Raw genomic sequence first — 21,704 nt, 5'->3', positions numbered from 1 at the left:
AGGAAATGATGTGACGTTTGAAGACCTCGAAACCCCCGCCCCGCTCGTCAATCTGGCCATTGTCGACGCCAACCTGAAGCGCATGCAGGATTATTGCGACCGCCACGGCATCCGGCTGCGGCCGCATATCAAGACCCACAAGAGCATTGCGATGGCGAAGCGCCAGCTCGCGCTCGGGGCGCATGGCATCACCTGCCAGAAGCTCGGCGAGGCCGAGGTGATGGCCGATGCCGGGATCGACGATATCCTGATTTCCTATCCGCTGATCGGCAAGGCGAAGCGTCTGGCGGCCCTTGCCGCGCGGGCAAAAATGACCGTTGCGATCGATAGCGAGCAAGCCCTTGCCACAGCCGCCGAGGCGGCCGCGAGCGCTGGCCATCCGATCGACGTTCTCGTGGAATTCGACAGCGGCGCGAAACGCACCGGCGTGGTGCGGGTCGAGGATGCGCTGGCGCTCGCCCGCAAGATCGCCGATACGCCGCATCTCACCTTTGCCGGGCTGATGACCTATCCGGCGAACGAAAACACCGTCATCTTCGTCAACGCCGCCCGCGCTGCCTTCGATGACGCCGGGATCGCCATTCCGATGGTCTCGGGCGGCGGCACGCCGGATGCCTTCAGCGTCCATGAACTCGGCGTGATCGATGAGCTCCGGGTCGGCACCTATATCTACAATGACCGGATGATGATCGGCGCCGGCCATGCCAGCCTTGCCGATTGCGCCTTCGACGTGATCGCCACCGTGGTGAGCCGCCCGGAGGAAAACCGCGCGATCATCGACGCCGGCTCGAAATCGCTCACCAGCGACCCTTCCGGCAAGGGCGGGCCGGGCCATGGCCTGATCCGCGCCTATCCCGATGCCGTGATCGACCGGCTGAGCGAGGAACACGGCATGGTCGACCTGACGCACTCCGCCGCCAAACCCGAGATCGGCGAGCGGTTGCGCATCGTGCCCAACCATGTCTGCCCGGTGACCAATCTGCACGATGCGATCTGGGTCGAGGCCGATGGCGAGATCAGCGAATGGCCGGTGGATGCGCGCGGCCTGACGCGATAAGGGAACCGGCGTCGCGTTGGTCCCGAGACATCGGGTTCAGGCCATCGCCGCTTTCATCGCCCGGATCGCCGCGGCATCGGTGCGGCCGGGGGCAGCGCTCTCGAACCCCTGCAGCTTCAAGGCCTCGGCCTGATGGCGCATCGTGCAGGAGGCATGCAGTTCTCTGACGCAGGGGATCGCCAAAAACAGATGCGCGTTTTCGGGGTTGAGCCCGCCGCCCGGCATCAGCGCGATCCGGCCCTTCGCAGCCTCCGCCAGTTCGATGATCAGATCGCGGCCTTCACTGGCACGCTGTTCCTGCCCGGAGGTGAGAATGCGCGGAATGCCGAGGCTTATCGCCGTATCAAGGGCCGCGAAGGGATCGCGGGTGAGATCGAAGGCGCGGTGGAGCGTGATATCCATGCCCTGGGCCGCCGCGATGAGGGTCGCAAGTCCATCCGCGTCGAGGTCGTGATTGCGGTCGAGCGCGCCGATCACCACGCCGGCAATGCCCGCTGCCCGGCAAAAGGCGATATCGCGCAGCATGGTTTCGAATTCCCGCGCCGAATAGACGAAGCCGCCGGCGCGCGGGCGGATCAGCACATGCACGGGCACGGGCGCGCCAGCGGCAAGCTCGATCAGCCCCGTGGACGGCGTCAGCCCGCCCTGGTCGAGTGCCGCGCATAATTCGATCCGGTCCGCGCCGGCTTCCACCGCCGTATCAAGTCCGCCGATATCGCCGACGCAGATTTCAAGGATTGGGGTCATGAGCGTCTCCGGTCGAGAGAAAACACCAGCAGCGCGCCGGCGAACCCGGCGGCGGCGGACAAGATAGCGGTTCCGGCATAGCCGGTCACCTTGGTGCCGATCGCGAATTGCGCGGCCGCAATGCCGGCGCTCGCGAACATGTTGACGGATATCAGCGAGGCGCCGAGTCCGGCCTTGTTGGCAATCAGGTTCTGCAGATAGGTCACCGGGATCGAGATGATCGCCGCTGCTCCCAGGCCCGCGATCCCGGTCAGCGCATAGGCCTGCCAGACCGCCGTGATATTGCCGAGCAGGAACAAATAGAGCGCATAGATCACCGTGCCAACGACGAAGATCGCAAGCTGCGACACGTACCGCTCCGCATAGCCCCAGCCGATGATGAACACGATCTCGAGGCCGGCGACGATGCCGACCAGCACGCCGACATCGGCGACCGCGCCGCCGGCCTGATCGGTGACGATCAGCGGCAGCACCGCGCCGTTCATATGCAGCATGGCCGTGATCAGCGAGACCGCCAGCAGGCGCAGCCACAGTCCGCGCTGCGAAAACGCCGCGAACGCCCTGAAAAAGGACTCCGCCGGCCGTATCTTCAGCGCCTTGTCCGGTTTTGCCATGCCGAAAACGAACAGCGCGAGACAGGCGAGCGACGCCAGACCGGCAAACAGAAAGGCGGGCAACATATTGCTGCTTTCGGCGAGCGCGACGCCGACCACGCCCGGCACCAGCACCCAGGAGAGCGACAGCACCGCCCTGATGCCGGAATTGACGGACGCCACCTCCGCCGAGGGCAGGCTTGCCGTTTCGGTGCGGACATTGGCGAACAGCAGCGGATAAAGCGCCGTAAACAGCGGAATGAACGCCACCTTCGCCAGCGCGAAGCTGCCGATCGACGGCAAAAGGTAGACGCCGGTGAAGCCGACGAAACCCGAAAGGGCGCAAAGCGTCAGCATCAGCCGGTAACTGCCGAGCCGGTCGGTGAGGTTGCCGATCAGCACGCTTGCCGCCACCGAAACCAGCGCCCCCGCCGCCATCACCAACGCATAGGTCCGGTCGCTCATCCCGAGTTCCTGGATGCCGATGACGGAGAGATAGGGCGAGGTTGCGGCACCCGCGAAGCCGAAACAGAAAACCCCCGCCGCCGATATGCGGATCGCCGGGTTTTTCAGGATAAGCGAGACTGTGTCGGTCATCGGGGGTCAGGCCATCGGACGAGAGGCGTTTTCAGAAGATATCCACCAGCGCAATATCCGCAATCGCGCCGCCGCGAAAGCCTCTCTCGCTGTTGCCGGCGGGCAGCGCCGATCTCTTCTCAGCGCCGCGACGCCCATGGCTCATTCACCGCCGTCATGCGCCGTCTTCCACCGCTTCGAGGCGCGCGGCTCGGGCGCATAGGCGAAATCGCGCTGGAACGGATAGCACGGCCCGCGCCGCCTCTGGTTGGGCAGGGCCTCGATATCCTGGTTGACCGCGCCATCGGTGAGCGCCATCAGGTTCGGATTGGCGATCGGCGCGAGCTCGGGCGAAAGATATCCGGACTTGACCACCAGCAGCCGAAAGGCCCTGGGATCGAGGCCAAGCTGCGCGAAATCCGCGATATTGTGGTAGGGACGCCTGCGCGCCGACAGCACGATAGTGATGCCGCCCGTTTCGACCACGGCCTGCCGCTCGTCGGGGCCTGCCGGATCGTCGAGGCGGATGACGCGGGCCGTGGCGGTCGCCGAGGGACTTCTGTCATCGAGCGTGCCGCCGATGAAAAGATCGAGCACCGCGCCCTTGCCAGCGGCGAAACAATCCTCCACCGCCGGCCGGTCGGCAATGCCGGCGATCAGGGCGTCGTCGAAACCGCGTTCGATCAGCGCCACCAGCACATCGGCACGGTCGCCGACCCCGCCGCCCGTGGGATTGTCGCCGGAATCGGCCAGGATGACGGGTTTCGTGTCCGCCCTCTCGGCGATCTCCAGCATCTCTTCCAGCGGACCGGTGACGGGGCCGAAGGCGAAGTCCTCACGGGCATCCCAATAGGAGAGCGCGATCTCGCTTGCTGCCTTCTCGGCCGCCGCCCGGTCGGTCGCCGTCACCACGGCGCAGGCGGTGGCGCGCGGTTCGTCGGCCCAGACATAGCCGACCATCAGATTGGCGTCCCAGATGCCATCGCGGGTGTCGATATCGGGAAGCTTGCGATAGAGCGACGCAGCGGGTTCATCCTCGGTCGAGGTTCGTTCGCCCGGCAAAAGCACCGGCACCGGGGCCCAGATCACGCCGGGGCGCACGCCGGTCTCGAGCGATTTCACCAGCATCGAATAGGCCCGGACCATGGTTTCGCGCACATCGATATGCGGCGCGGTGCGATAGCCGGCAAAAATATCGATCTGGTCGATAATCGTCTGGCTGACATTGCCGTGAAGATCGTAGGAAACGGCGATCGGGCAGTCCACGCCGACCACTTCCCCCGCGGCCGAAATCCAGTCAGCCTCGGCATCGTCCATGCATTCGACATTCATCGCGCCATGCATGGCGAGATAAAGCCCGTCCAGCGGCAGGCTTTTCTCCAGACGCTTCAGAAAATCGGCCTTGAACGCCTGATAGGTCTTGGCGGAAACCGGCCCGCCCGGCACGGCGCGGGCATGGAGCAGCGGTAAGATTTCGACATTGCTCGCATCATGCAGAAAACTGAAATAATCCGCCTTCGGCAAGGCATTGCCTTCGAGAACGCGAAAATTTTCCGCCGTCATCAGCGCCGGGTTGCCGGTCGAGCATTCGGTGTGGATGCCGCCGACAGCGATCCTGAACGTCATTGTCCGCCTCACAGTTTCGGGCTTTTGGGGGCAAGGGCCGCAAAGCGCAGCCAGTTCTTGCGGCCCTTCGGCGTCCAGCCGGCCTCGGCCACCGCCGAAATGCGCGGAAAGACCAGATGGTTGAAATAACCACGCGACAGGAAGTGCTCGCTCCAGATGCAGGACTGGACGCCGCGCATTCGCGCCTTCAGTTCCTCGGGGAAATCGCCCTCGGCCTCGTAATTGTAGCTGTGTTCCGGCGGCACGGTGCCGGCCCAGCTCGCGCCCGGCTCCTGGAAGGCCTCGTCCTGCACCATGTCGAGATAATAGGCTTGACCCGGCGTCATCACCACGTCGTAGCCGTCCTTGGCCAGCGCGATGCCAACCTCGGGCTTCTGCCATGCCATCAGCAGCGTGCCATCGCGTTCGACCCCGCCGCCATGGGAGACCTCGTCCCAGCCGGCGAGCGTCCTGCCGCGTTCGGCAAGCATCTTCTGAATGCGCTTCATGAAATAAGATTGTAGGCCGAACGTGCCGTCGATCCCTTCCTTTTCCATCAGCGCGCGGGCGAGCGGCGAGGCAAGCCAGGTGTTGTCGGCCACCTCATCGCCGCCGATATGGATGTAGCGGGCCGGGAAAAGCTCGACCATCTCGTCGAACACCTTGCCGAGGAACACATAGGTCTCCTCGATCGCCGGGTTCAGCGCATTGTTGGGGAAACCCTGCACCGAATGGTAGCTTTCCGGCGCCTCCTGCCCGTCGGCAAGCTCGGGAAGGGCGGCAAGCGCGGCGGTCGCATGGCCGGGAATATCGACTTCCGGGATGACATCAATGCCGAGCGCGGCCGCGTGCGACACCACGGCGCGGACATCATCCTGGCTATAGAAGCCGCGCACCGGATTTGCGCCATTGCCGAGCTGCGGCGGCATTTTCGTGCCCGGCGCGCGGGTGGCGCCGATTTCCGTCAGAGAGGGATAGGCCTTGATCTCGAGCCGCCAGGCTTCGTCATCAGTCAGATGCCAGTGGAAGATGTTCATCCGGTGCCAGGCGAGGATATCGAGAAGGCGCAGAAGATCGGCGGTCTCGTAGAACTGGCGCGAGACATCGAGATGGGTGCCGCGCCAGCCATAGCGCGGCGCGTCCTCGATCGTGCCGGAGGCCGGGAAGCGGAAGGCCGACCCTTTCTCGCGGGCGGCCGACAGCATCTGCGCCAGCACGGTCAGCGCGTATTGGCGGCCGGTGGCGGTCGCAGCCCGGATCGTGATCGTATCGCCGAAGCCGATGGCATAGGATTCTTTTCCCATGGCCGCATCAGTTTCGAAGACGATCGCCTGACCGCCCTCGACCGGCGCGAGGCTGAACGGCACATGACCGCTTTCAAACAGGCGCGAAAACAGCGCGATTACGCCATCGACGGATTTCACGGCCTCAAGGGCGCTGCCTTCCGCCGGATAAAGCGCCACCGGCGGCTCTTCCGCCGGATCGAGCGAGAGCGCTGCCGGCCAGGGCAGGATGAACCAGGGCTCATCGATCTTGCCCTCCGGCAGCAGCGGGCGCGGGCGCTCGGCCACGCCGCCGGAAAGCATAAGGTCGTCGCAGGCTACATCGACATAGCGTTCGTCCTCAAGGATCAGAAAGGCGGACTTGGCGCCATCGGTGCGGTGCTTGGCCGGGCGCGTCAGCCCCACCACCGAGAACGACCAGCTCTCGCCGGGCTGAAGCACGAGGCCTTCCGGCGCCTTGAACGCGTGGTAATTGGCGTTGCGCTCCATGAAGATCGCGTTTTCGAACTTCGAGACGCCGCTCACCCGGGTGAGCGAGGTATAGGCGAGCGAAAACCCGGAAATCGGCGCGTCGGAGAGATTGACGAGACGGAAATCGAGCGCCCCGGTGGGGTCGCCCTCAACCGGACGCCATGCATTTTCGAGACGGAATAAGGAACTGGACGCTGCGTTGGTCATGGACCCCTCTTTGTTTATGCGTGGTGTTGCCGCGCGAGAAAGATCAGTCGCCGAGAAGCTGGCTGTCTTCCTTGTCGCGGTGAAGGACGAGTTGGGTTTTGATGTTGCGGAGCGTGACGGCGGCATGGTCGCGGGTGCGATAGGCGACCAGATTGGCGAGAATGTCGATTGCCGCAAGATAGGCGAAACGGGTCGATGTCGGGCGGAAGATGTTCTCGCCCTCCGGCAGGTCGATGCCGATGACGCAATCGGCGGCGCGCGCGACGATGCTCTCGCTCTGCGTCAGCGCCACCGTTTTCAGGCCCGCCCGTTTCGCGATCTCGAGCGTACGGGCAAGCTCGTGGTTGCGGCCGGAAAACGAGGAGCCGACGATCACGTCCCGTGGATCCGCCGCAGAGGTCATCATCAGCTGCATCGAATGGTCGGCGCTGGCGGTGATCTGCTTGCCAAGCCGGAACAGCCGATTCTGCAGCTCCGCAGCGATCATCGAGGAATTGCCGCCCGCGCCGAAGGCATAGATCATCCGAGCGTCGGCGATCATGGCGGCCGCCTTCTCGACCGCCTCGAGATCGAGCGCGCGGTGCATCAAAAACAGCGCGTTCTGTGCCTTGGTGACGACATCGGCGGCGACTTCGGACGCGCCCGAGCTTCTGGCCTCCGGATTGAGATAGCGCACGCCGACATAGGCGGTCTTCGCAAGCTGGACCTTGAAATCGGCAAAGTTCTGGCAGGACAGGCGACGGCAGAAGCGGGTCACCGTTGGCGCGGAAACGCCGGCGCGTTCGGCGAGCTCCACGATCGAGGCGTTGACCGCGAAATCGAAATCATTGAGCAGTATATCGCAGATGCGCTTCTCAGCCTGCGAAAACTGGTCCTGCTGTTCCTGTAGAACCGCGAAAATATCCATGTCCTGCGACACTCCCCCTATGCCGGCGCCGAGCGCCGTTCCTGAATCCGAGCCAGCTTAGCGCAAAGTTTCAGGATGGTCGGGCTCTTTGTTTTGACGCATCGGGTTATCGAAAAACCGGATTCCACTTTTTCGCCCGATGCTCTATGCAAATTATTTTCTTTATTCGTTGACATGGCACCATAAAAACGGAATTCTGGCTAGAGAAAATCCCCGTTCACGAAAAAAATTTAGATAGACGGCCCCAAAATGCGTGATCCCTTCGCCAATCCCTTCACCGATCAGGACCGACGCGCGATATGGGAGATGCTGGTGCCGCGCGATATCGATGCCTTTCTTGCCGCCGACTGGTCGATGGTCGCCGAGGATTTCGTCACGGTCGGTTTCTTCGCCCTTGATGCCGGGCGGCAGCGCAACCCGGACGACTGGCGGCTCGGCTTTCCCGATCTCGATCATTACCGCGATGAATGGCTGCGCCAGGCGCAGGACTTCGCCAAGGGCCAGTATGCCGACGATCCGCGCAGCGCGATCTTCAACGCGACAAGGCTGGAGGAGATCGAGATTTCCGGCGGCAGCGCGCTGGTGCGCAAGAAATTCGACGGCGGCATCAGACGCGCCGACGGCGAATTTGACAGCATGAACTGGCAGACGCTTTATTATTGCCGGCGCGAGGACGGAAGCTGGAAGATCGCCGGCTTTACCGGCTACCTGCCGCATCCGTTTTAGGTCGGACAGACGGCAGGGGGGAACGGACGATGCGGATTTTCACGGCGGCGCTGGCAACGGAATCGAACACGTTTTCGCCGATCTGCATCGATCGCTCCGCCTTCATCGCCTCTTTTTATGCTTCGCCCGGAACGCATCCCGATACGCCGACCCTCTGCACCGCGCCGGTCACGGTCGGCCGCCTCTTTGCCCGCGAGCGCAATTTCGAGCTGATCGAGGGCACCGCCGCCTGGGCCGATCCCGCCGGCCTCGTCAATCGCCAGGCCTATGAGGGCCTGCGCGACGAAATCCTCGGCCAGTTGCGCGCCGCGCTCCCCGTCGATGCCGTCGTGCTCGGCCTGCACGGCGCGATGGTGGCCGCCGGCTATCAGGACCCGGAGGGCGATCTGCTGACGCGCATAAGAGAGATCGTCGGACCGGACATTCTGGTCTGCGCCGAGCTGGACCCGCACAGCCATCTGACGGCAAAACGGGTTGCGGCCGCCGATTTCTTCGTCGCCTTCAAGGAATTCCCGCATACCGATTTCGTCGAACGCGCCAGCGATCTGTGGCGGATCGCGCTCGATACGCTGGAAGGCCGGGTGAAACCGGTGATGTCGGTGTTCGACTGTCGCATGATCGACGTGTTTCCAACCTCGCGCGATCCGATGCGCGGCTTCGTCGACCGGCTGATATCGCTGGAAAAGGCCGATCCGGAAATCCTGTCGCTGTCGGTGATCCACGGCTTCATGGCCGGCGACGTGCCGGAAATGGGCACCAAGATGATCGCGGTCACCGATGGCAATCCGCAAAAGGGCGAACGGCTCGCGCGCGAGCTCGGCATGGCGCTTTTCGAAAAACGCGGAACCTTCCGCATGCCGGAGATCGATGAAACCCAGGCCGTGCGTCAGGCGCTGCTATCGAACAAACGTCCGGTGGTGATCGCCGATATGTGGGACAATCCGGGCGGCGGCACGGCGGGCGATGCCACGGTGGTGCTGGCCGAACTGCTGCGCCAGGGAGCAACCAATACCGCGGTCGGCACGATCTGGGATCCGGTCGCCGTCAGCATCGCCATGGCCGCCGGCGAGGGCGCGGAAATCCCGCTGCGCATCGGCGCCAAATCGGCGCCGGGCACCGGCGCGCCGATCGACGGCACCGTGCGGGTGGAAAAGATCAATGCCCATGCCGAAATGCGCTTCGGCGACAGCATCGTGCCCTTCGGCCCGGCAGTGACGGTGCGGCTTGCCGGCATAGAGATCATCCTCAACACCGTGCGCGCGCAAAGCTACGACCCCTCGCTGTTCACCGCGATGGGCATCGATCCGCTTAAAAAGGATATTCTGGTCATCAAGTCGACCAACCATTTCCACGCGGCGTTTTCGCGGATTTCGAACGAGATCATCTACTGCGCCGCCGGCACGCCCTACCCCAACAATCCCCGGCTCACCGCCTATAAATACGCCCCGCGCGACATCTGGCCGATGGTGGACGACCCGCATGGGCTTGATGTGGCGGAGCGCGGCGTCGGCTGAGGATGAAGCTCCGCGCTTTGCCGCCCTGCCCCTGACGGAAGCTTGGCGGCTGCGACATCTATATTTTGACGTCCGCTCCGCTCTTTCCGGCAAGGCCCGTTGTCACAGGCCTGCCGCAAACGCATCATCCTTTCCGATCAGCGTCAGACCATGGGCGATCGACAGCAGTTCGCCGCCGGTCTCGATATCCGCAAACCGGTTCTCGAAAATCTGGCGCACCGCCGGCACGAAGGAGGTGCCGCCGGTAAGAAACACCTTGTCGATGTCCCTCGGTTGAAGACCGGCGCCGTCGATGGCCTCGTCGAGCGCCGCCTCTATCTGGGCGAGTTCGCCGGCGATCCAGCCTTCGAAATCCGTCCGGCGGATTGTGCGGCGGCTGTCGTGCCCGAGCGGCGCGAAGAAGAATTCGGCTTCGTCGGCTTCCGATAGCGCCCGCTTTGTGGCCGAAACCGCTTCATAGAGCGGATAGCCCTCGTCATTCTCGATCAGCTCGATGAACAGTTCCAGCGCGTCCGGGTCGGTGGCGTCGCGCACCAGGCTTTTCAGATCCGTGAAGTCGCGGGTGGTCTTGAAGATCGAAAGCTGGCTCCAGCGGCCGAAATTGGCGTAGTAGTTGGACGGCACGTCGAGCGTCTTGCCGAAGCTTTTGTAATGCGTGCCCTTGCCGATCATCGGGCTCACCACATTGTCGATGATCCGGTAGTCGAACATGTCGCCGGCAACGCCGACGCCGGAGTGGGACAGAGGCTTGGCTGAGAGCTTTCCGGCTGCCTTCGAAAACCGGATGATCGAATAGTCGGTGGTGCCGCCGCCGAAATCGGCGACCAGAACATTGGCATCGCTGGTCAGCCGCTCGGCGAAATACCAGGCCGCCGCCACCGGCTCCAGCACGAAGCGGATTTCGGGAAAGCCGAAACGCGACAGCGCGTCGTTATAGCGCAAAAGCGCCAGCTCTTCATCCGCGCCGATGCCGGCAAAGCGCACCGGCCGGCCGGCGACGACGCGCGAGACATCGGCGGGCCAGCCATCGCCGGCATAGGTCATCAGCTTTTCCAGAAACACCGCCATCAGGTCGGCAAATGTATGCCGGCGGCCGAGCACGGCGGTCTCCTTGAACAGCGGGCTTGCCGCATAGGTCTTGATCGATTGCAGGAACCGGCACTCGCCGGGATGGTCGATCAGCGTGCGGATCGCCGCAGCCCCCGCCTCGGTCGCCAGCGGCGCGCCGAAGCCCGCCTGCCGGTCCTTCATGAAGGAGAGGCAGGTGCGCATCGTATCGGTGATCCCGGCGCGGCTTTCGAAGGCAAGCGAGCGGGTTTCGCCGGCGCTTGCGCCGGGGATCGCGATCACGGTGTTGGTCGTGCCGAAGTCGAGGCCGAGCGCGGTCATGGGGCTTATCCTGTCGTGGTGGGCAAGGGCCGGCGATTACCATCTCGGGCAGCCGACAAGATCACCAAGTTTGCAATGGGTCATGCTCGGGCTCGACCCGAGCATCCAGGCCACACGGAGAACTTTGCCTGGAACCTCGGGTCAAGCCCGAGGGTGACCCGAAGAGCGAGGCGATATCTGCGGGCGCACCGGGCCGGCGGTTATACGACCGTCGGCGGCGAATGCAAGGGCCGGAGGGAAATTTCCGCGATAAACCTATGCGTGTCGGTAGCTGCGGCGAAGCCGTGTATGATGCGGCCGGCATAAACAGGAGGACCCCATGAAAGCCGCAACCCTCATTGCAATCGCGCTCTCGCTCGCCGCCTTTCCAGTCATGGCGGAGGACAAGGTCTCGCTCGACCTTCCCGAAGGAACCACCGAGATTTCGGCGAGCTATGACTGCGGCGATTTCACGCTCGACGCCCGCTATATCAACAGCGACCAGATCATGCTTGCCGAGCTGCAATGGCCGGACAATCACGTCATCGCGGCCAATGTCATCTCGGGTTCGGGCGCGCGCTATGCCGCCGGTCCCTATGTATGGTGGAGCAAGGGCAATGACGGCACGCTCTATGACGTCACCAAGGGCGAGAACGATCCCGGCATCGCCTGCACCGGTAAATCCTGAGGCGCAATGGACAATTTCTTCGTCCTTTCCGGCTGTTCGGGCGGCGGCAAGTCGACGCTGCTTGCCGCGCTCGCCCGTCGCGGCTACGCCACGGTGGAAGAGCCCGGCCGAAGGATCGTGGCCGAGGAACTGGCCGGCGACGGCGCGGCGCTGCCCTGGGTGAACCTTGCAGCCTTCGCTCGCCGCGCCATCGATGTCGCGATCGCCGATTTCGAACGTATGCGCGGCCATGACGCCCCGGTGTTTTTCGACCGCGGCCTGGTGGACGCGGCTGCGGCACTTGCCCATGCTGGCGGCGATGTCGCGCCCGGTCTGCTTTCAGCCTATCGCTACAATGCCACGGCGTTCCTCACCCCGCCCTGGCCGGAGATTTTCGAGACCGACGACGAGCGTCGCCATGGCCTGGAGCAGGGCAAGGCGGAATATCAGCGTCTTCTGCATTTCTACCCCGAACACGGCTATCATCCGGTCATTCTGCCGAAGACGACGGTGGAAGCGCGGGTCGATTTCATCCTCGGCCATCTTGGATCCTCTCATTAAGTCTCCAGGCGAACCGCCCGGCCGGCCACGCCGGCTTGACCCTCCGCGAGGGCGGCGCTATCGGCTGATGACTGCCCGGCATGCGGGTACAGGTGGGAGGGGTTCATGGCAGCAGCAAGCCGGATGTCCGGGATTGGCCTTGCGGTGACGGCGGTGGCCCTGCTTTCGGGCGTGGATGCGCTTGCCAAGAGCCTCGGCATGACGCTGTCGAGCTTTCAGGTCGTGTTCCTGCGCTACGCCGTCTCGGCGCTGTTTCTTGCGTTGTTCGTCTTCATCTTCGTGCGCCGGTGGCCGCGCCGGGGCTTCATGAAGGCCCATATGCTGCGCGGCTTTCTGGCGGCGGTGACGGCCAGCCTGTTCTTCTATGGCCTGGCCGGCATGCCGCTGTTGATGGCGCTGGCGCTGGCGATGACCGCGCCGATCTATATGGCGATGCTCGGCGCGCTGGTGTTCGGCGAGCGGCCGGGCCGCTTCGTGCTGATCGCCCTCGTGCTGGCGGTTTCCGGCTCGGCGCTGATCGTCGCTGCCAAGGGCTCGGGCTTTGCCGGCCCGCCGGTGACGCTGCCGGTGATCGCGGCGGGGCTCGCAGCGCCGCTTGCCTATGCCTTCACCGCGATCGCGATGAAGAAATCCTCCGCCGACGACCATCCGGTGACCCTGAGCCTGATGCAGACCGCCTTCGCCGCGCTGTTCTGCCTGCCGATGGCCGTGGCGCTGTGGCAGACGCCGGCGGCCGCGCTCACCTGGCAGATCGGGCTGATCGGGCTTTGCGGCGCGCTTGGCTTCATCTGCCTGATTTCGGCGCTCGCCCGCATTCCCGCCTCGCTCTACGCCGTCATCGATTATTCCGCGCTGGTCTGGGCCGGCTTCTACGGCTTCGCGTTCTTCGGCGAGATACCGGCCTGGCCGACGCTGATCGGCGGCGCGCTGATCGTGATCGCCTGCGTGCTGACGGCGCGTGACCAGCGACGGCCCGACGCGCTACGGGCAAAATCGGGGCTTGAACCCTGATGGTCGCAAGGCCTACATAGCCCGCGACAGAACCGACCGACAGGTGACCCGTGAACACGATCCCGACCGATATCGACGCCCTTGAGGCCGAGCGTCTCCAGCGCGAGGCAATCATGAAGGCGGTGCATGATATTCTGGTGGCGCTTGGCGAGGACCCGACCCGCGAGGGCCTCAGCGACACGCCGCTTCGGGTCGCCAAGATGTACAGGGAAGTCTTTTCCGGCCGGAATGAAGACCCGCGCGCCCATCTTCAGACCGTGTTCCAGGAAGACGGCCATGATGACATCGTCATCGTCCGCGACATCCTGTTCCACACCATGTGCGAGCATCACCTTCTGCCGTTTTTCGGCAAGGCCCATATCGCCTACCTGCCCGAGGGCGGCAGGTTGACGGGCCTTTCGAAGCTCGCCCGCGTGGTCGACACCGTTTCCCGCCGCCCGCAACTGCAGGAGCGCCTGACCGACGAGATCGCCGACGCCATCAATGATGCGCTCGCGCCCAGGGGCGTGATGGTGATGGTGGAGGCAGAGCACATGTGCATGGCGATGCGCGGCATCAAGGCCCACGGCTCCAAGACCATCACGCTCGTCACCCGCGGCCTGTTCGATATCGACCGCGACCGCCGCGCCGAAACGCTGTCTCTGCTGAAGGGCGTTGCCTGACCGCCGCCATTTTTTTAAGCGCCCCGCCCCAAGACGCTTGAAAAATCGCCTGAGAGCCTGTAACAGCGCACTGCAACGCGAAACCGCGTTCGGGCCGCTTTAGCTCAGTTGGTAGAGCACATCATTCGTAATGATGGGGTCACGTGTTCGAGTCACGTAAGCGGCACCAGTTTCTCAGCTTCGCATTTGTTTTTTGCTACGGCGGCAGGAGCCGGCGGATAGGGGTCAGTTGCGAGGAATCTCGGAGAAGTTCTTCTCGCCGATGCCAGACAGACGAATGGGGGCGTGGTCCTCGAATTTCACGACCAGTTCCAGCTCTCCGCCGAGAGCCTCCACATAATTCCTGAGCGTCGAAAGCAGGAAATCGGAACGTTTTTCAAGCTGCGCGACCGATACCTGCTTCTTGCCCATCTTCCTGCCGACATGCTCCTGAGTCATGTCAAGCGCCTTGCGAAGCTTCTGAAGCGTGTCGTATTCTTCGAGCAGCTCTTTCGCCCGCAGATCGGATGCCGCGATCATATCGGGCGTCATGGTTTCGGCGAAAACGTCTTCCGCGGACTTCGTCATCACTTTTTATCCTTCCTTTTCAACGCGTGCAGATGAGCCTCGTAGCGCTTGTCAGCCGTGTTGATCAGTTTCTTGTAAAATTTCTTTTCGCTCACGCCTGATTTGTCGGCGGCGACGAGAACCACGGCCTTTCGTTCTGGGTCGAACGCGAAGGCAGCCCTCCAGACGCCACCCGCCACATCAAACCGGAGCTCCTTCATGTTGGCGTAGCGCGAACCGTTCAGCGTATCGGCCCGGGGTCGCCCCAGTTCGGGGCCGCGTTCGGCGAGGAGCAACACCATGGCGCGCAACTCGATCTTCACTTCGCTGTCGAATGTGCGGAAATCGTCAACGAAGTCATCGTCAAATACCACGGTCCACGCCACAAATATAGCCTTCAGTTTATATAATTTCAAGACTATAAACTTAACAGGGGCAAGGCTATCAAGCAACCTGAGATTTAGCGCCGCGCCTCCTGCCACACGTTAAACGAACAAGCGATTGGGAAACGCCTAAGCTGCGGTTCACACCAGCGCACTGCTCTTCAACCGCGTCAGATCCCGCGTGATCTCCTTCGATGCTGATTTCAGGACCGGGGCGTAGCGGTCGCAGGCTTCGCGGTGGGAGGAGAAGGCGGAGCGGAAATAGGTGAGGCCGAGGCTGGCGACCACGCGGCCGGAATCGTTGAAGACCGGCACGGCGAGCGTATCGGAATTGCGCGGCTCGACATGGGTGGCGCGGGTGGCATAGCCGCGGGCCTTTGTCATCGCGACCAGCCGGTTCATCTTTTCGGGGTTGCGGGCAAGCTCGTTTTCAGGGTCTTCCGAGGTCTGCAGCATGCGCAATATCAGCCCCAGCTCCTCCTCCTCGGCGAAGGCGAGATAGGCAAGGCCCAGCCCGCGGGTGATCAGCGGCAGGCGCATGTTGACGGTCTTGTGGAACGGCGAGACCGAACTGTCCGGCACGGTCGAAAACCGCACCACCACCGCGTCGCGGTCCAGAAGTGCGATCGAGACCGGCCATTGATGCTTGCGGGTGACCGCGACCGCCCAGGGGCGGCCCGCCTCCACCACCATCGGCTCCTTGTGATAGCCCGACGAGAGCGAGGCCACCAGTGCGGAAAGCTGATAGCCGCCCACGCGCGGATCGTTCTCCACATAGCCCGCCTGTTCCAGCGTCTTCAGAATACGCACCAGCGTCGGCTTCGGCAGCTTGGTGCGCTCGTGCAGGCTGGCGATGGATGTGTAGGGTTGCAGGTTCATTTCCTGCAGCACGCGCAGGCCGCGCTCAATCGAACGTATGCTCACCTTCTCCTCCCGGTCAGCGACGTTTCGTCTGTCGAAACGGGGTTGGTTTGCGCGTTGTCGGCGCAAATTGTCAAGCCCTATACCTTTTTCCCAGCAAGACAAGGAGACTGGCATGGCAGACGTTGGGGCGGAGAACAGGGAGAAGGCGCGCGCGCTGATGGCGACGATCGATGACGGCGTCGTCGACGGGCTGATGAAGGGGGCGGTGGATCTGCACGTCCATTCCGGCCCCTCCACCATGGCGCGCCAGCTCGATCATTTCCAGGCCGTGGAACAGGCGGCCGCCGCCGGCATGCGCGGCATCATGTTCAAGGACCATCACTATTCCGTCGCCCCCTTCCTGCCGATCATGGAGCGGGTGCTCGGCCACCTGAACGTGGCGATGTATGGCGGGCTGGTGCTCAACAACACCACCGGCGGGTTGAACCCTTACGTGGTCGATGCCCAGCTCAACCAGGGCGCCAAGCTGGTGTGGATGCCGACGGCGCAGTCTGCGAACCACATCCGCTCCTCCCACCGCAAGTCCCGGCTTGCCTCCAATGTCCAGCTCAAGAAATCGCCCGGGATCACGGTGCTCGATGCCTATGGCGACATTCTCGATGTGGTGAAGGAAATCCTCGATTCGATCGCCGCCTTCGATGCGATCCTGTCATCGGGGCACCTGCATATCTACGAGATCTGGAAGCTGTTCGAGGAGGCGAAGAAGCGCGGCGTCAAGCGGCTTCTGGTCAACCATCCGATGTACGGGCTGCACTTCACCTATCAGGATATCACCGAATTGGCCCAGTTCGGCGCGCTGATCGAGCAGTCGGCCTGCCTCTATATCGACTCGCGCTTCAACGTGTTCTCCCCCGACGAGCTGAAGGAGCACATCCTGGCGGCCGGCGTGGAACACTCCTCGATCGGCTCAGATCTCGGACAGGTGGATAATCCCTCGCCGGTGGAAGGCATGCGCCAGGCGATCAAGATGTTGCTCGCCCTCGGTTTTTCCGAGGACGAGGTGCGCCTGATGGTGCGCGACAATTCCGCAAAGCTCGTCGGTCTCGACCTCGGCTGAGCCGTCAAAAAACAATCCGCCTCAGGAGGTTACCCCGTGAAACTAGGCATGATCAATCATCAGGGCCGACCGGCATTGGTCGCTCAAAAGGACGGCGCGCCGGTGCTGCTCTCCGCGCTCTATGAAAGCGCCGGTCTCGGCGAAGCGCCGCGCTCGATGCTCGACCTGATCGAGGACGGCAAGCTCGCAGAGGTGCGCGCGGCACTCGAAAAGGGCACGGCCGAGCCGCTTGACGAAGCAGCCCTCGACTGGTTGCCGCCGCAGCCGCGCCCCTCCAAGGTGCTCGGCGTCGCCTTCAACAATATGGGCATTCGCAAATCCGCCCATCGCGATCCGGGCGTGCCGAATTTCTTCCTGAAGGCCCCGTCCTGCCTCACCGGCCACAACAAGCCGATCATCATGGAAGAGCATTTCGGCGAGACCATTCCGGAGCTCGAGCTCGCCGCCGTCATCGGCAAGCGCTGCAAAAAGATCACGGTGGAGGAGGCGAAGGACGCGATCTTCGGCTTCTCGATCATAAACGACGTCACCTCGCACGGCCTGAAATTCGGCATGGATTCGATCGCCACCACCCGCGAGAAGGACCTGATCCGTCCGCATCATCTGGCCTGGCGCAACCGCCGTGACGACAACGACAACGACGTCTACTTCGTCTACCACACCCGCTCCAAGGCGACCGACACGTTCGGCCCGATGGGTCCGTGGATCACCACCGCCGACGAGGTGAAAAACCCCGATGCGCTGGAGGTGAAGGGCTGGTTCGACGGCGAGCCCTTCGCGGTCGATTCGACGGCAAGCTACCGCTTCAAGGTCGCGGAAGTGATCGCCGAGGCGAGCCGCTACTTCACGCTCCTGCCCGGCGACATCATCTGCTTCGGCACCTCGGCCAAGGGCGTTGGCAACTTCCCCAATGGCCATCGTTCGGTCAATATGCACAAGCTTTCCGGCGTGATCGACATCGAGATCGAGGGGCTCGGCCATCTGTCGAACCCCGTCGTGCACGACTGGACGTAAGCTGAAACGACGCATGGCGCGGCGCCTGCCGCTCCATGCCGGGAGGAGTAGCCATGCGGCTTGTGGAAATTCAGGGCGCCGGGGGACCGGAGGTGCTCGCGATTATTGACGGGCCAAAGCCCGAACCGAAGCCCGGCGAGGTGCTGATCCGGGTGATTGCCGCCGGCGTCAACCGGCCGGATGTCCAGCAGCGGCGCGGCCTCTATCCGCCGCCGCCGGGGGCCTCGCCGATCCCGGGGCTCGATGTCGCGGGCGAAATCGCCGCGATCGGCGAGGGTGTCACCGGATTCAGCATAGGCGATCCGGTGTGCGCGCTCGTCAATGGCGGCGGCTATGCGGAGTTCTGCACCGTGCCGGCATTGCAGTGCATGACGGTGCCGTGCGGCCTCACCTTTATCGAGGCCGCCTCGCTGCCGGAAGTCTATTTCACCGCCTGGAACAACGTCATCTGGCTGGCTCGCCTTGCCGAAGGCGAGAGCCTGCTGGTGCAGGGCGGCACCAGCGGCGTCGGCATGGCGGCGATCCAGATCGCCCGCAAGCTCCGCAATGCCAATGTGTTCGCCACCGCCGGCAGCGAGGAAAAGCTTGCCGTGTGCCGCGAGATAGGCGCGCAGCATGCGGTCAGCTATCGCGGCGACTGGGCAGCGGAGCTCCGCGCGCTGACCGATGGTTTCGACGTCATCCTCGATGCCCAGGCGGGACCTTACACGCAGAAACAGCTCGATCTGCTGAGGCCCGATGGCCGGCTGGTATTCATCGCCAGCCACCAGGGCGAGACGGCGGAGGTCAATATCCGCGCGATCGTGCGCCGGCGGCTGACGCTGACCGGCTCCACGCTGCGCCCACGCTCTGCCGCCTACAAGGGCCGGATCGCGGCAGAGCTTGTGCGCGACGTCTGGCCGCTGCTGGAAAGCGGCGCAATCCGCACCCGCATCCACAAGGTCTTCGCCTTTGCCGATGTCCGGGCGGCCCATCAATTGATGGATGGCAACGAGCAGATCGGTAAGGTGGTGCTCGCGGTTGACGAGGCGCGTGCCGGAACGGCGCCGCGCGAAAGGGGAGAGAACTGATGCTGACGGTCGAACACGCCCGCGATCTCGCAAACCATGCCGGGCAAAGGCTCGGGCATTCCGAATGGGTGGCGGTGACGCAGGACGCGATCTCCGAATTCGCGCGGCTCACCGGCGACGATCACTGGATCCATGTCGATGTCGAACGCGCCGCCCGCGAAATGCCGGGCGGCAGGACCATCGCCCACGGGCTTTACCTTGTCGGTCTGATGCCGCGCCTGCAGCGCGACATCTACCGGATCGAGCGGCGCGGGCGCGGCCTCAATTACGGCTATGACCGGATGCGCTTCGTGATGCCGGTGCCGGTCGGAAGCCGTATTCGTCTGGCGCTGACGCTGGTTGAAGCCGAGGCGCACCCGAAGGGCACGCGGATCGTCAATGACGCGGTGATCGAGCTCGAGGGGTCCGAACGCCCGGCGATCGTGGCGCGCCATATCCTGCTGATCGAAGACCCCGCGGGAGAGAGCGCATGAGCGCGGAGGGCGGCCTGATCGCGGCCATTCTCGCCCATGCGGAGACCCGGCCGGGCGACGCGGCGCTCCTCTGCAATGGTGAGACCGCGAGCTGGCGGCAATTGCGCGACGATGTTCTTTCGACAGCCGGCGCGCTCTCGGCGCATTGCGAGGGCAATGTCGGCCGGATCGCGCTTCTGGGCACCGCCGATATCGGGCTCGTCACCGCCTATCTCGCCATCATCGCCGCCGGGGGCTGCGCCGTGCCGCTGCCGGCGTCCGCCCATCCCGATGCGCTTGCCGGCATGCTTGCCGATTGCGATCCGGGGCTCGTCTTCGTGCAGGCTGGCCATGACCTGCCGGCGGCCTATGCCGGTCGCGTGGTGAAGCTTGACGCCAACGCGGCGGGCGGCGTTCCTGCGGATTTCCGCGACGCGGCCGCGCCTCTTGCCGCACCCGTCGCCGCCGATCCGGATGCGCCTTTCAACATCATCTATTCCTCCGGCACCACCGGGCGCGCCAAGGGCATCGTCCATCCGCACCGCATGCGCTACCGCCAGGCGGCGCGCACGCTGTTCGGGCTCGATGCCGGCTCCACCATGCTGCTCGCCACGCCGCTCTATTCCAACACCACGCTGATGCCGATGCTGTCGGCGCTGTTTCACGGCGCGCGCGTCGCGCTGATGCAGAAATTCGACGCCGAACGCTATCTCGATCTCGCCGAAAGTCTCGGCGCCACCCACACCATGCTGGTGCCGGTGCAATACCAGCGCATTCTCGCGGCAGACAGTTTTGGCAGGCGCGATCTCTCCGCCTTCAAGGTCAAGCAGAGCACCGGCGCACCGCTGCCCGCCGCCGCCAAGCGCGCCCTTGTCGATGCCTGGCCGGGCGATTTCTTCGAGGTCTATGGCCTCACGGAAGGCGGCTGCACCGCGATCCTCGATGCGGCGCGCTATCCGGAAAAGGCCCATACCGTCGGCAAGCCTGCCGCCGGCAACACGATCCGGATCGTCGATGAAAACGGCAATGACGTGAAACAGGGCGAGCGCGGCGAGATCATCGGCCGCTCGGCGATGATGATGTCCGGCTATTTCCGCAATGACGAGGCCAACCGCGCCTTCTACTGGCGGGACCCGGACGGCACGCTCTATCATCGCACCGGCGATATTGGCATGTTTGACGAGGACGGGTTCCTGGTGCTTCTTGACCGCAAGAAGGACATGATCATCTCCGGCGGCTTCAATATCTACGCTTCTGATCTGGAGGAAAAGCTGCTCGCCCATCCCGGCGTGCTGGAGGCCGCGGTGATCGCGATCCCGAGCGAGAAATGGGGCGAAACCCCGCTCGGCTTTGTCGTGGCGAAGGCGGGGGCGGCGCTTGAGCCTGAGACGTTGCGCGACTGGGTCAATGAACGGCTCGGGCGGATGCAGAAGATCTCCGCCGTCGAAATCCGCGACGCGCTGCCCCGCAATTCCGGCGGCAAGGTGCTGAAGCAGGAATTGAAAAAACCTTATTGGGAGAACGCGTCATGAGCGACATTTTGCCGGTTCGGCCCCGCGTCGCCGTCATCACCGGCGCTTCCGGCGGCATCGGACGGGCGACCGCCGAACGGCTGGCGGCGCTCGGCGCGTCGGTGGTGATCGGCTATCACGGCAATCGCGAAAAGGCCGAGGCGCTGGCCGCCGCGCTGCCGGGAGAAGGGCACATGCCGCTCCGCATCGCGATCGAGGAGGCGGACAGCATCGCCGAGGCCGTCGCCGCGGTCGAGGCCCGTTTCGGCGCGGTCGATCTGCTGGTCAACAATGGCGGAGCCACAGAGGTGGTCCCGGCAGGTGATCTCGACGGGCTCACCGACGACCTGTTCGACCAGATCACCCGGGTGAACCTGCGCGGCCCCTTCGCCATGGTCCGCGCCTTCCGCCCGTTGCTTTCGCGCGGGCAAGACGCGGCGGTGGTCAATGTCTCCTCGATCGCCGCGCGCACCGGAATGGGCAGCAACCTCGCCTATTGCGCGGCCAAGGCCGGGCTCGATGCGCTCACCATCGGCCTCGCCAAGGCGCTGGCCCCCGATATCCGGGTGTTCTCGGTCTCGCCCGCCGGCGTTGATACCGGTTTCGTGCCGGGCCGCCCGCGCGAAAAGCTGGAAGCGATGGCGAAAACCCTGCCGCTCCAGCGGATCACCACACCCGACGACGTCGCCCGCGCGATCATCGCCTGCGCCACCCTGCTCACCAGCTCCACCGGCATTGTCGTGCCTGTAGACGAGGGCCGGCATCTCTAGGGCGGCGATTCCCTGAACCGAA

General features: G+C 64.0%; 22 protein-coding genes and 1 tRNA gene. 14 read left to right on the top strand and 9 right to left on the bottom strand.

Going from position 1 to position 21,704, the window contains the following annotated elements; all coding sequences use genetic code 11:
• Positions 1–10: 10 nt before the first annotated feature.
• A complete protein-coding gene (locus V6766_RS04160) occupies positions 11–1,057 on the top strand; it encodes an alanine racemase (protein ID WP_448463877.1) in 1,047 nt (348 codons plus the stop codon).
• A gap of 36 nt (positions 1,058–1,093) precedes the next feature.
• On the opposite strand, the gene V6766_RS04155 is transcribed toward V6766_RS04160, so the two are convergent.
• From V6766_RS04155 to V6766_RS04135, 5 genes are all read right to left on the bottom strand, one after another.
• Complete coding sequence (locus V6766_RS04155) at positions 1,094–1,804, bottom strand: copper homeostasis protein CutC (protein ID WP_448463875.1); 711 nt, start codon at positions 1,802–1,804, stop codon at positions 1,094–1,096.
• Positions 1,801–2,994: an MFS transporter gene (locus tag V6766_RS04150; RefSeq protein WP_448463873.1), complete on the bottom strand. Its 1,194-nt coding sequence runs from the start codon at positions 2,992–2,994 to the stop codon at positions 1,801–1,803. The genes V6766_RS04155 and V6766_RS04150 overlap by 4 nt, the downstream gene beginning before the upstream one ends.
• A 141-nt stretch (positions 2,995–3,135) precedes the next feature.
• Positions 3,136–4,599, bottom strand: a complete 1,464-nt coding sequence (locus tag V6766_RS04145) for a M81 family metallopeptidase (protein ID WP_448463871.1) — start codon at positions 4,597–4,599, stop codon at positions 3,136–3,138.
• An 8-nt stretch (positions 4,600–4,607) separates the two neighbouring features.
• Entirely contained in the window at positions 4,608–6,539 is a 1,932-nt protein-coding gene (locus V6766_RS04140; RefSeq protein ID WP_448463868.1) for a beta-N-acetylhexosaminidase, read from the bottom strand.
• A gap of 43 nt (positions 6,540–6,582) precedes the next feature.
• Positions 6,583–7,446, bottom strand: a complete 864-nt coding sequence (locus tag V6766_RS04135; RefSeq protein ID WP_448463866.1) for a MurR/RpiR family transcriptional regulator — start codon at positions 7,444–7,446, stop codon at positions 6,583–6,585.
• Positions 7,447–7,695: 249 nt separating this feature from the next.
• On the opposite strand from V6766_RS04135, the gene V6766_RS04130 reads away from it, so the two are divergent.
• Positions 7,696–8,172: a hypothetical protein gene (locus V6766_RS04130; RefSeq protein ID WP_448463864.1), complete on the top strand. Its 477-nt coding sequence runs from the start codon at positions 7,696–7,698 to the stop codon at positions 8,170–8,172.
• Between the two features lie 29 nt (positions 8,173–8,201).
• A complete protein-coding gene (locus tag V6766_RS04125; protein WP_448463862.1) occupies positions 8,202–9,686 on the top strand; it encodes a M81 family metallopeptidase in 1,485 nt (494 codons plus the stop codon).
• Positions 9,687–9,788: 102 nt separating this feature from the next.
• Here V6766_RS04125 and V6766_RS04120 read toward each other — a convergent pair whose 3' ends face one another.
• Entirely contained in the window at positions 9,789–11,075 is a 1,287-nt protein-coding gene (locus tag V6766_RS04120; RefSeq protein WP_448463860.1) for an Hsp70 family protein, read from the bottom strand.
• Between the two features lie 319 nt (positions 11,076–11,394).
• On the opposite strand from V6766_RS04120, the gene V6766_RS04115 reads away from it, so the two are divergent.
• The 5 genes from V6766_RS04115 (at position 11,395) to V6766_RS04095 (ending at position 14,124) form a co-directional block, all read left to right on the top strand.
• The gene (locus V6766_RS04115; RefSeq protein WP_448463858.1) at positions 11,395–11,742 is read left to right on the top strand and encodes an MliC family protein; all 348 of its coding nucleotides are present in this window, start codon (positions 11,395–11,397) and stop codon (positions 11,740–11,742) included.
• A 6-nt stretch (positions 11,743–11,748) separates the two neighbouring features.
• Positions 11,749–12,282 (top strand): AAA family ATPase, encoded by a 534-nt coding sequence (locus V6766_RS04110; RefSeq protein ID WP_448463856.1) that lies wholly within the window; start codon positions 11,749–11,751, stop codon positions 12,280–12,282.
• Between the two features lie 105 nt (positions 12,283–12,387).
• Positions 12,388–13,293 carry a DMT family transporter gene (locus tag V6766_RS04105; protein ID WP_448463854.1) on the top strand — a complete coding sequence of 302 codons (906 nt, stop codon included), beginning with the start codon at positions 12,388–12,390 and terminating at the stop codon, positions 13,291–13,293.
• A 50-nt stretch (positions 13,294–13,343) separates the two neighbouring features.
• Positions 13,344–13,955 (top strand): GTP cyclohydrolase I FolE, encoded by a 612-nt coding sequence (gene folE / locus V6766_RS04100; protein WP_448463852.1) that lies wholly within the window; start codon positions 13,344–13,346, stop codon positions 13,953–13,955.
• Positions 13,956–14,048: 93 nt separating this feature from the next.
• Positions 14,049–14,124, top strand: a tRNA-Thr gene (locus V6766_RS04095).
• Between the two features lie 56 nt (positions 14,125–14,180).
• On the opposite strand, the gene V6766_RS04090 is transcribed toward V6766_RS04095, so the two are convergent.
• From V6766_RS04090 to V6766_RS04080, 3 genes are all read right to left on the bottom strand, one after another.
• Positions 14,181–14,522 carry a helix-turn-helix domain-containing protein gene (locus V6766_RS04090; protein ID WP_448463850.1) on the bottom strand — a complete coding sequence of 114 codons (342 nt, stop codon included), beginning with the start codon at positions 14,520–14,522 and terminating at the stop codon, positions 14,181–14,183.
• Positions 14,522–14,887, bottom strand: coding sequence for a type II toxin-antitoxin system RelE/ParE family toxin (locus V6766_RS04085; RefSeq protein WP_448463848.1), 366 nt, complete (start codon positions 14,885–14,887; stop codon positions 14,522–14,524). The genes V6766_RS04090 and V6766_RS04085 overlap by 1 nt, the downstream gene beginning before the upstream one ends.
• Positions 14,888–15,025: 138 nt before the next feature.
• The gene (locus tag V6766_RS04080) at positions 15,026–15,808 is read right to left on the bottom strand and encodes a helix-turn-helix domain-containing protein (protein WP_448429917.1); all 783 of its coding nucleotides are present in this window, start codon (positions 15,806–15,808) and stop codon (positions 15,026–15,028) included.
• 112 nt (positions 15,809–15,920) lie between these two features.
• Here V6766_RS04080 and V6766_RS04075 point away from each other — a divergent pair, with 112 nt between their 5' ends.
• Genes V6766_RS04075 through V6766_RS04050 form a run of 6 tightly spaced genes read left to right on the top strand, consistent with a single transcriptional unit; the run spans position 15,921 to position 21,682 of the window.
• Positions 15,921–16,865: a DUF6282 family protein gene (locus tag V6766_RS04075; RefSeq protein WP_448463846.1), complete on the top strand. Its 945-nt coding sequence runs from the start codon at positions 15,921–15,923 to the stop codon at positions 16,863–16,865.
• 36 nt (positions 16,866–16,901) lie between these two features.
• Positions 16,902–17,879, top strand: a complete 978-nt coding sequence (locus V6766_RS04070; RefSeq protein ID WP_448463844.1) for a fumarylacetoacetate hydrolase family protein — start codon at positions 16,902–16,904, stop codon at positions 17,877–17,879.
• A 53-nt stretch (positions 17,880–17,932) separates the two neighbouring features.
• The gene (locus tag V6766_RS04065) at positions 17,933–18,949 is read left to right on the top strand and encodes an NAD(P)H-quinone oxidoreductase (RefSeq protein ID WP_448463842.1); all 1,017 of its coding nucleotides are present in this window, start codon (positions 17,933–17,935) and stop codon (positions 18,947–18,949) included.
• Positions 18,949–19,422: a MaoC family dehydratase gene (locus tag V6766_RS04060; RefSeq protein WP_448463840.1), complete on the top strand. Its 474-nt coding sequence runs from the start codon at positions 18,949–18,951 to the stop codon at positions 19,420–19,422. The genes V6766_RS04065 and V6766_RS04060 overlap by 1 nt, the downstream gene beginning before the upstream one ends.
• A complete protein-coding gene (locus tag V6766_RS04055; RefSeq protein WP_448463838.1) occupies positions 19,419–20,933 on the top strand; it encodes a class I adenylate-forming enzyme family protein in 1,515 nt (504 codons plus the stop codon). The genes V6766_RS04060 and V6766_RS04055 overlap by 4 nt, the downstream gene beginning before the upstream one ends.
• Entirely contained in the window at positions 20,930–21,682 is a 753-nt protein-coding gene (locus V6766_RS04050; protein WP_448463836.1) for an SDR family NAD(P)-dependent oxidoreductase, read from the top strand. The genes V6766_RS04055 and V6766_RS04050 overlap by 4 nt, the downstream gene beginning before the upstream one ends.
• The last annotated feature ends 22 nt before the right edge of the window (positions 21,683–21,704 follow it).

It is taken from the genome of Martelella sp. AMO21009 (assembly GCF_053484295.1).
The sequence above is the reverse complement of the archived record's forward strand: the minus strand, read 5'-3'. Positions and strand labels throughout refer to the sequence as shown.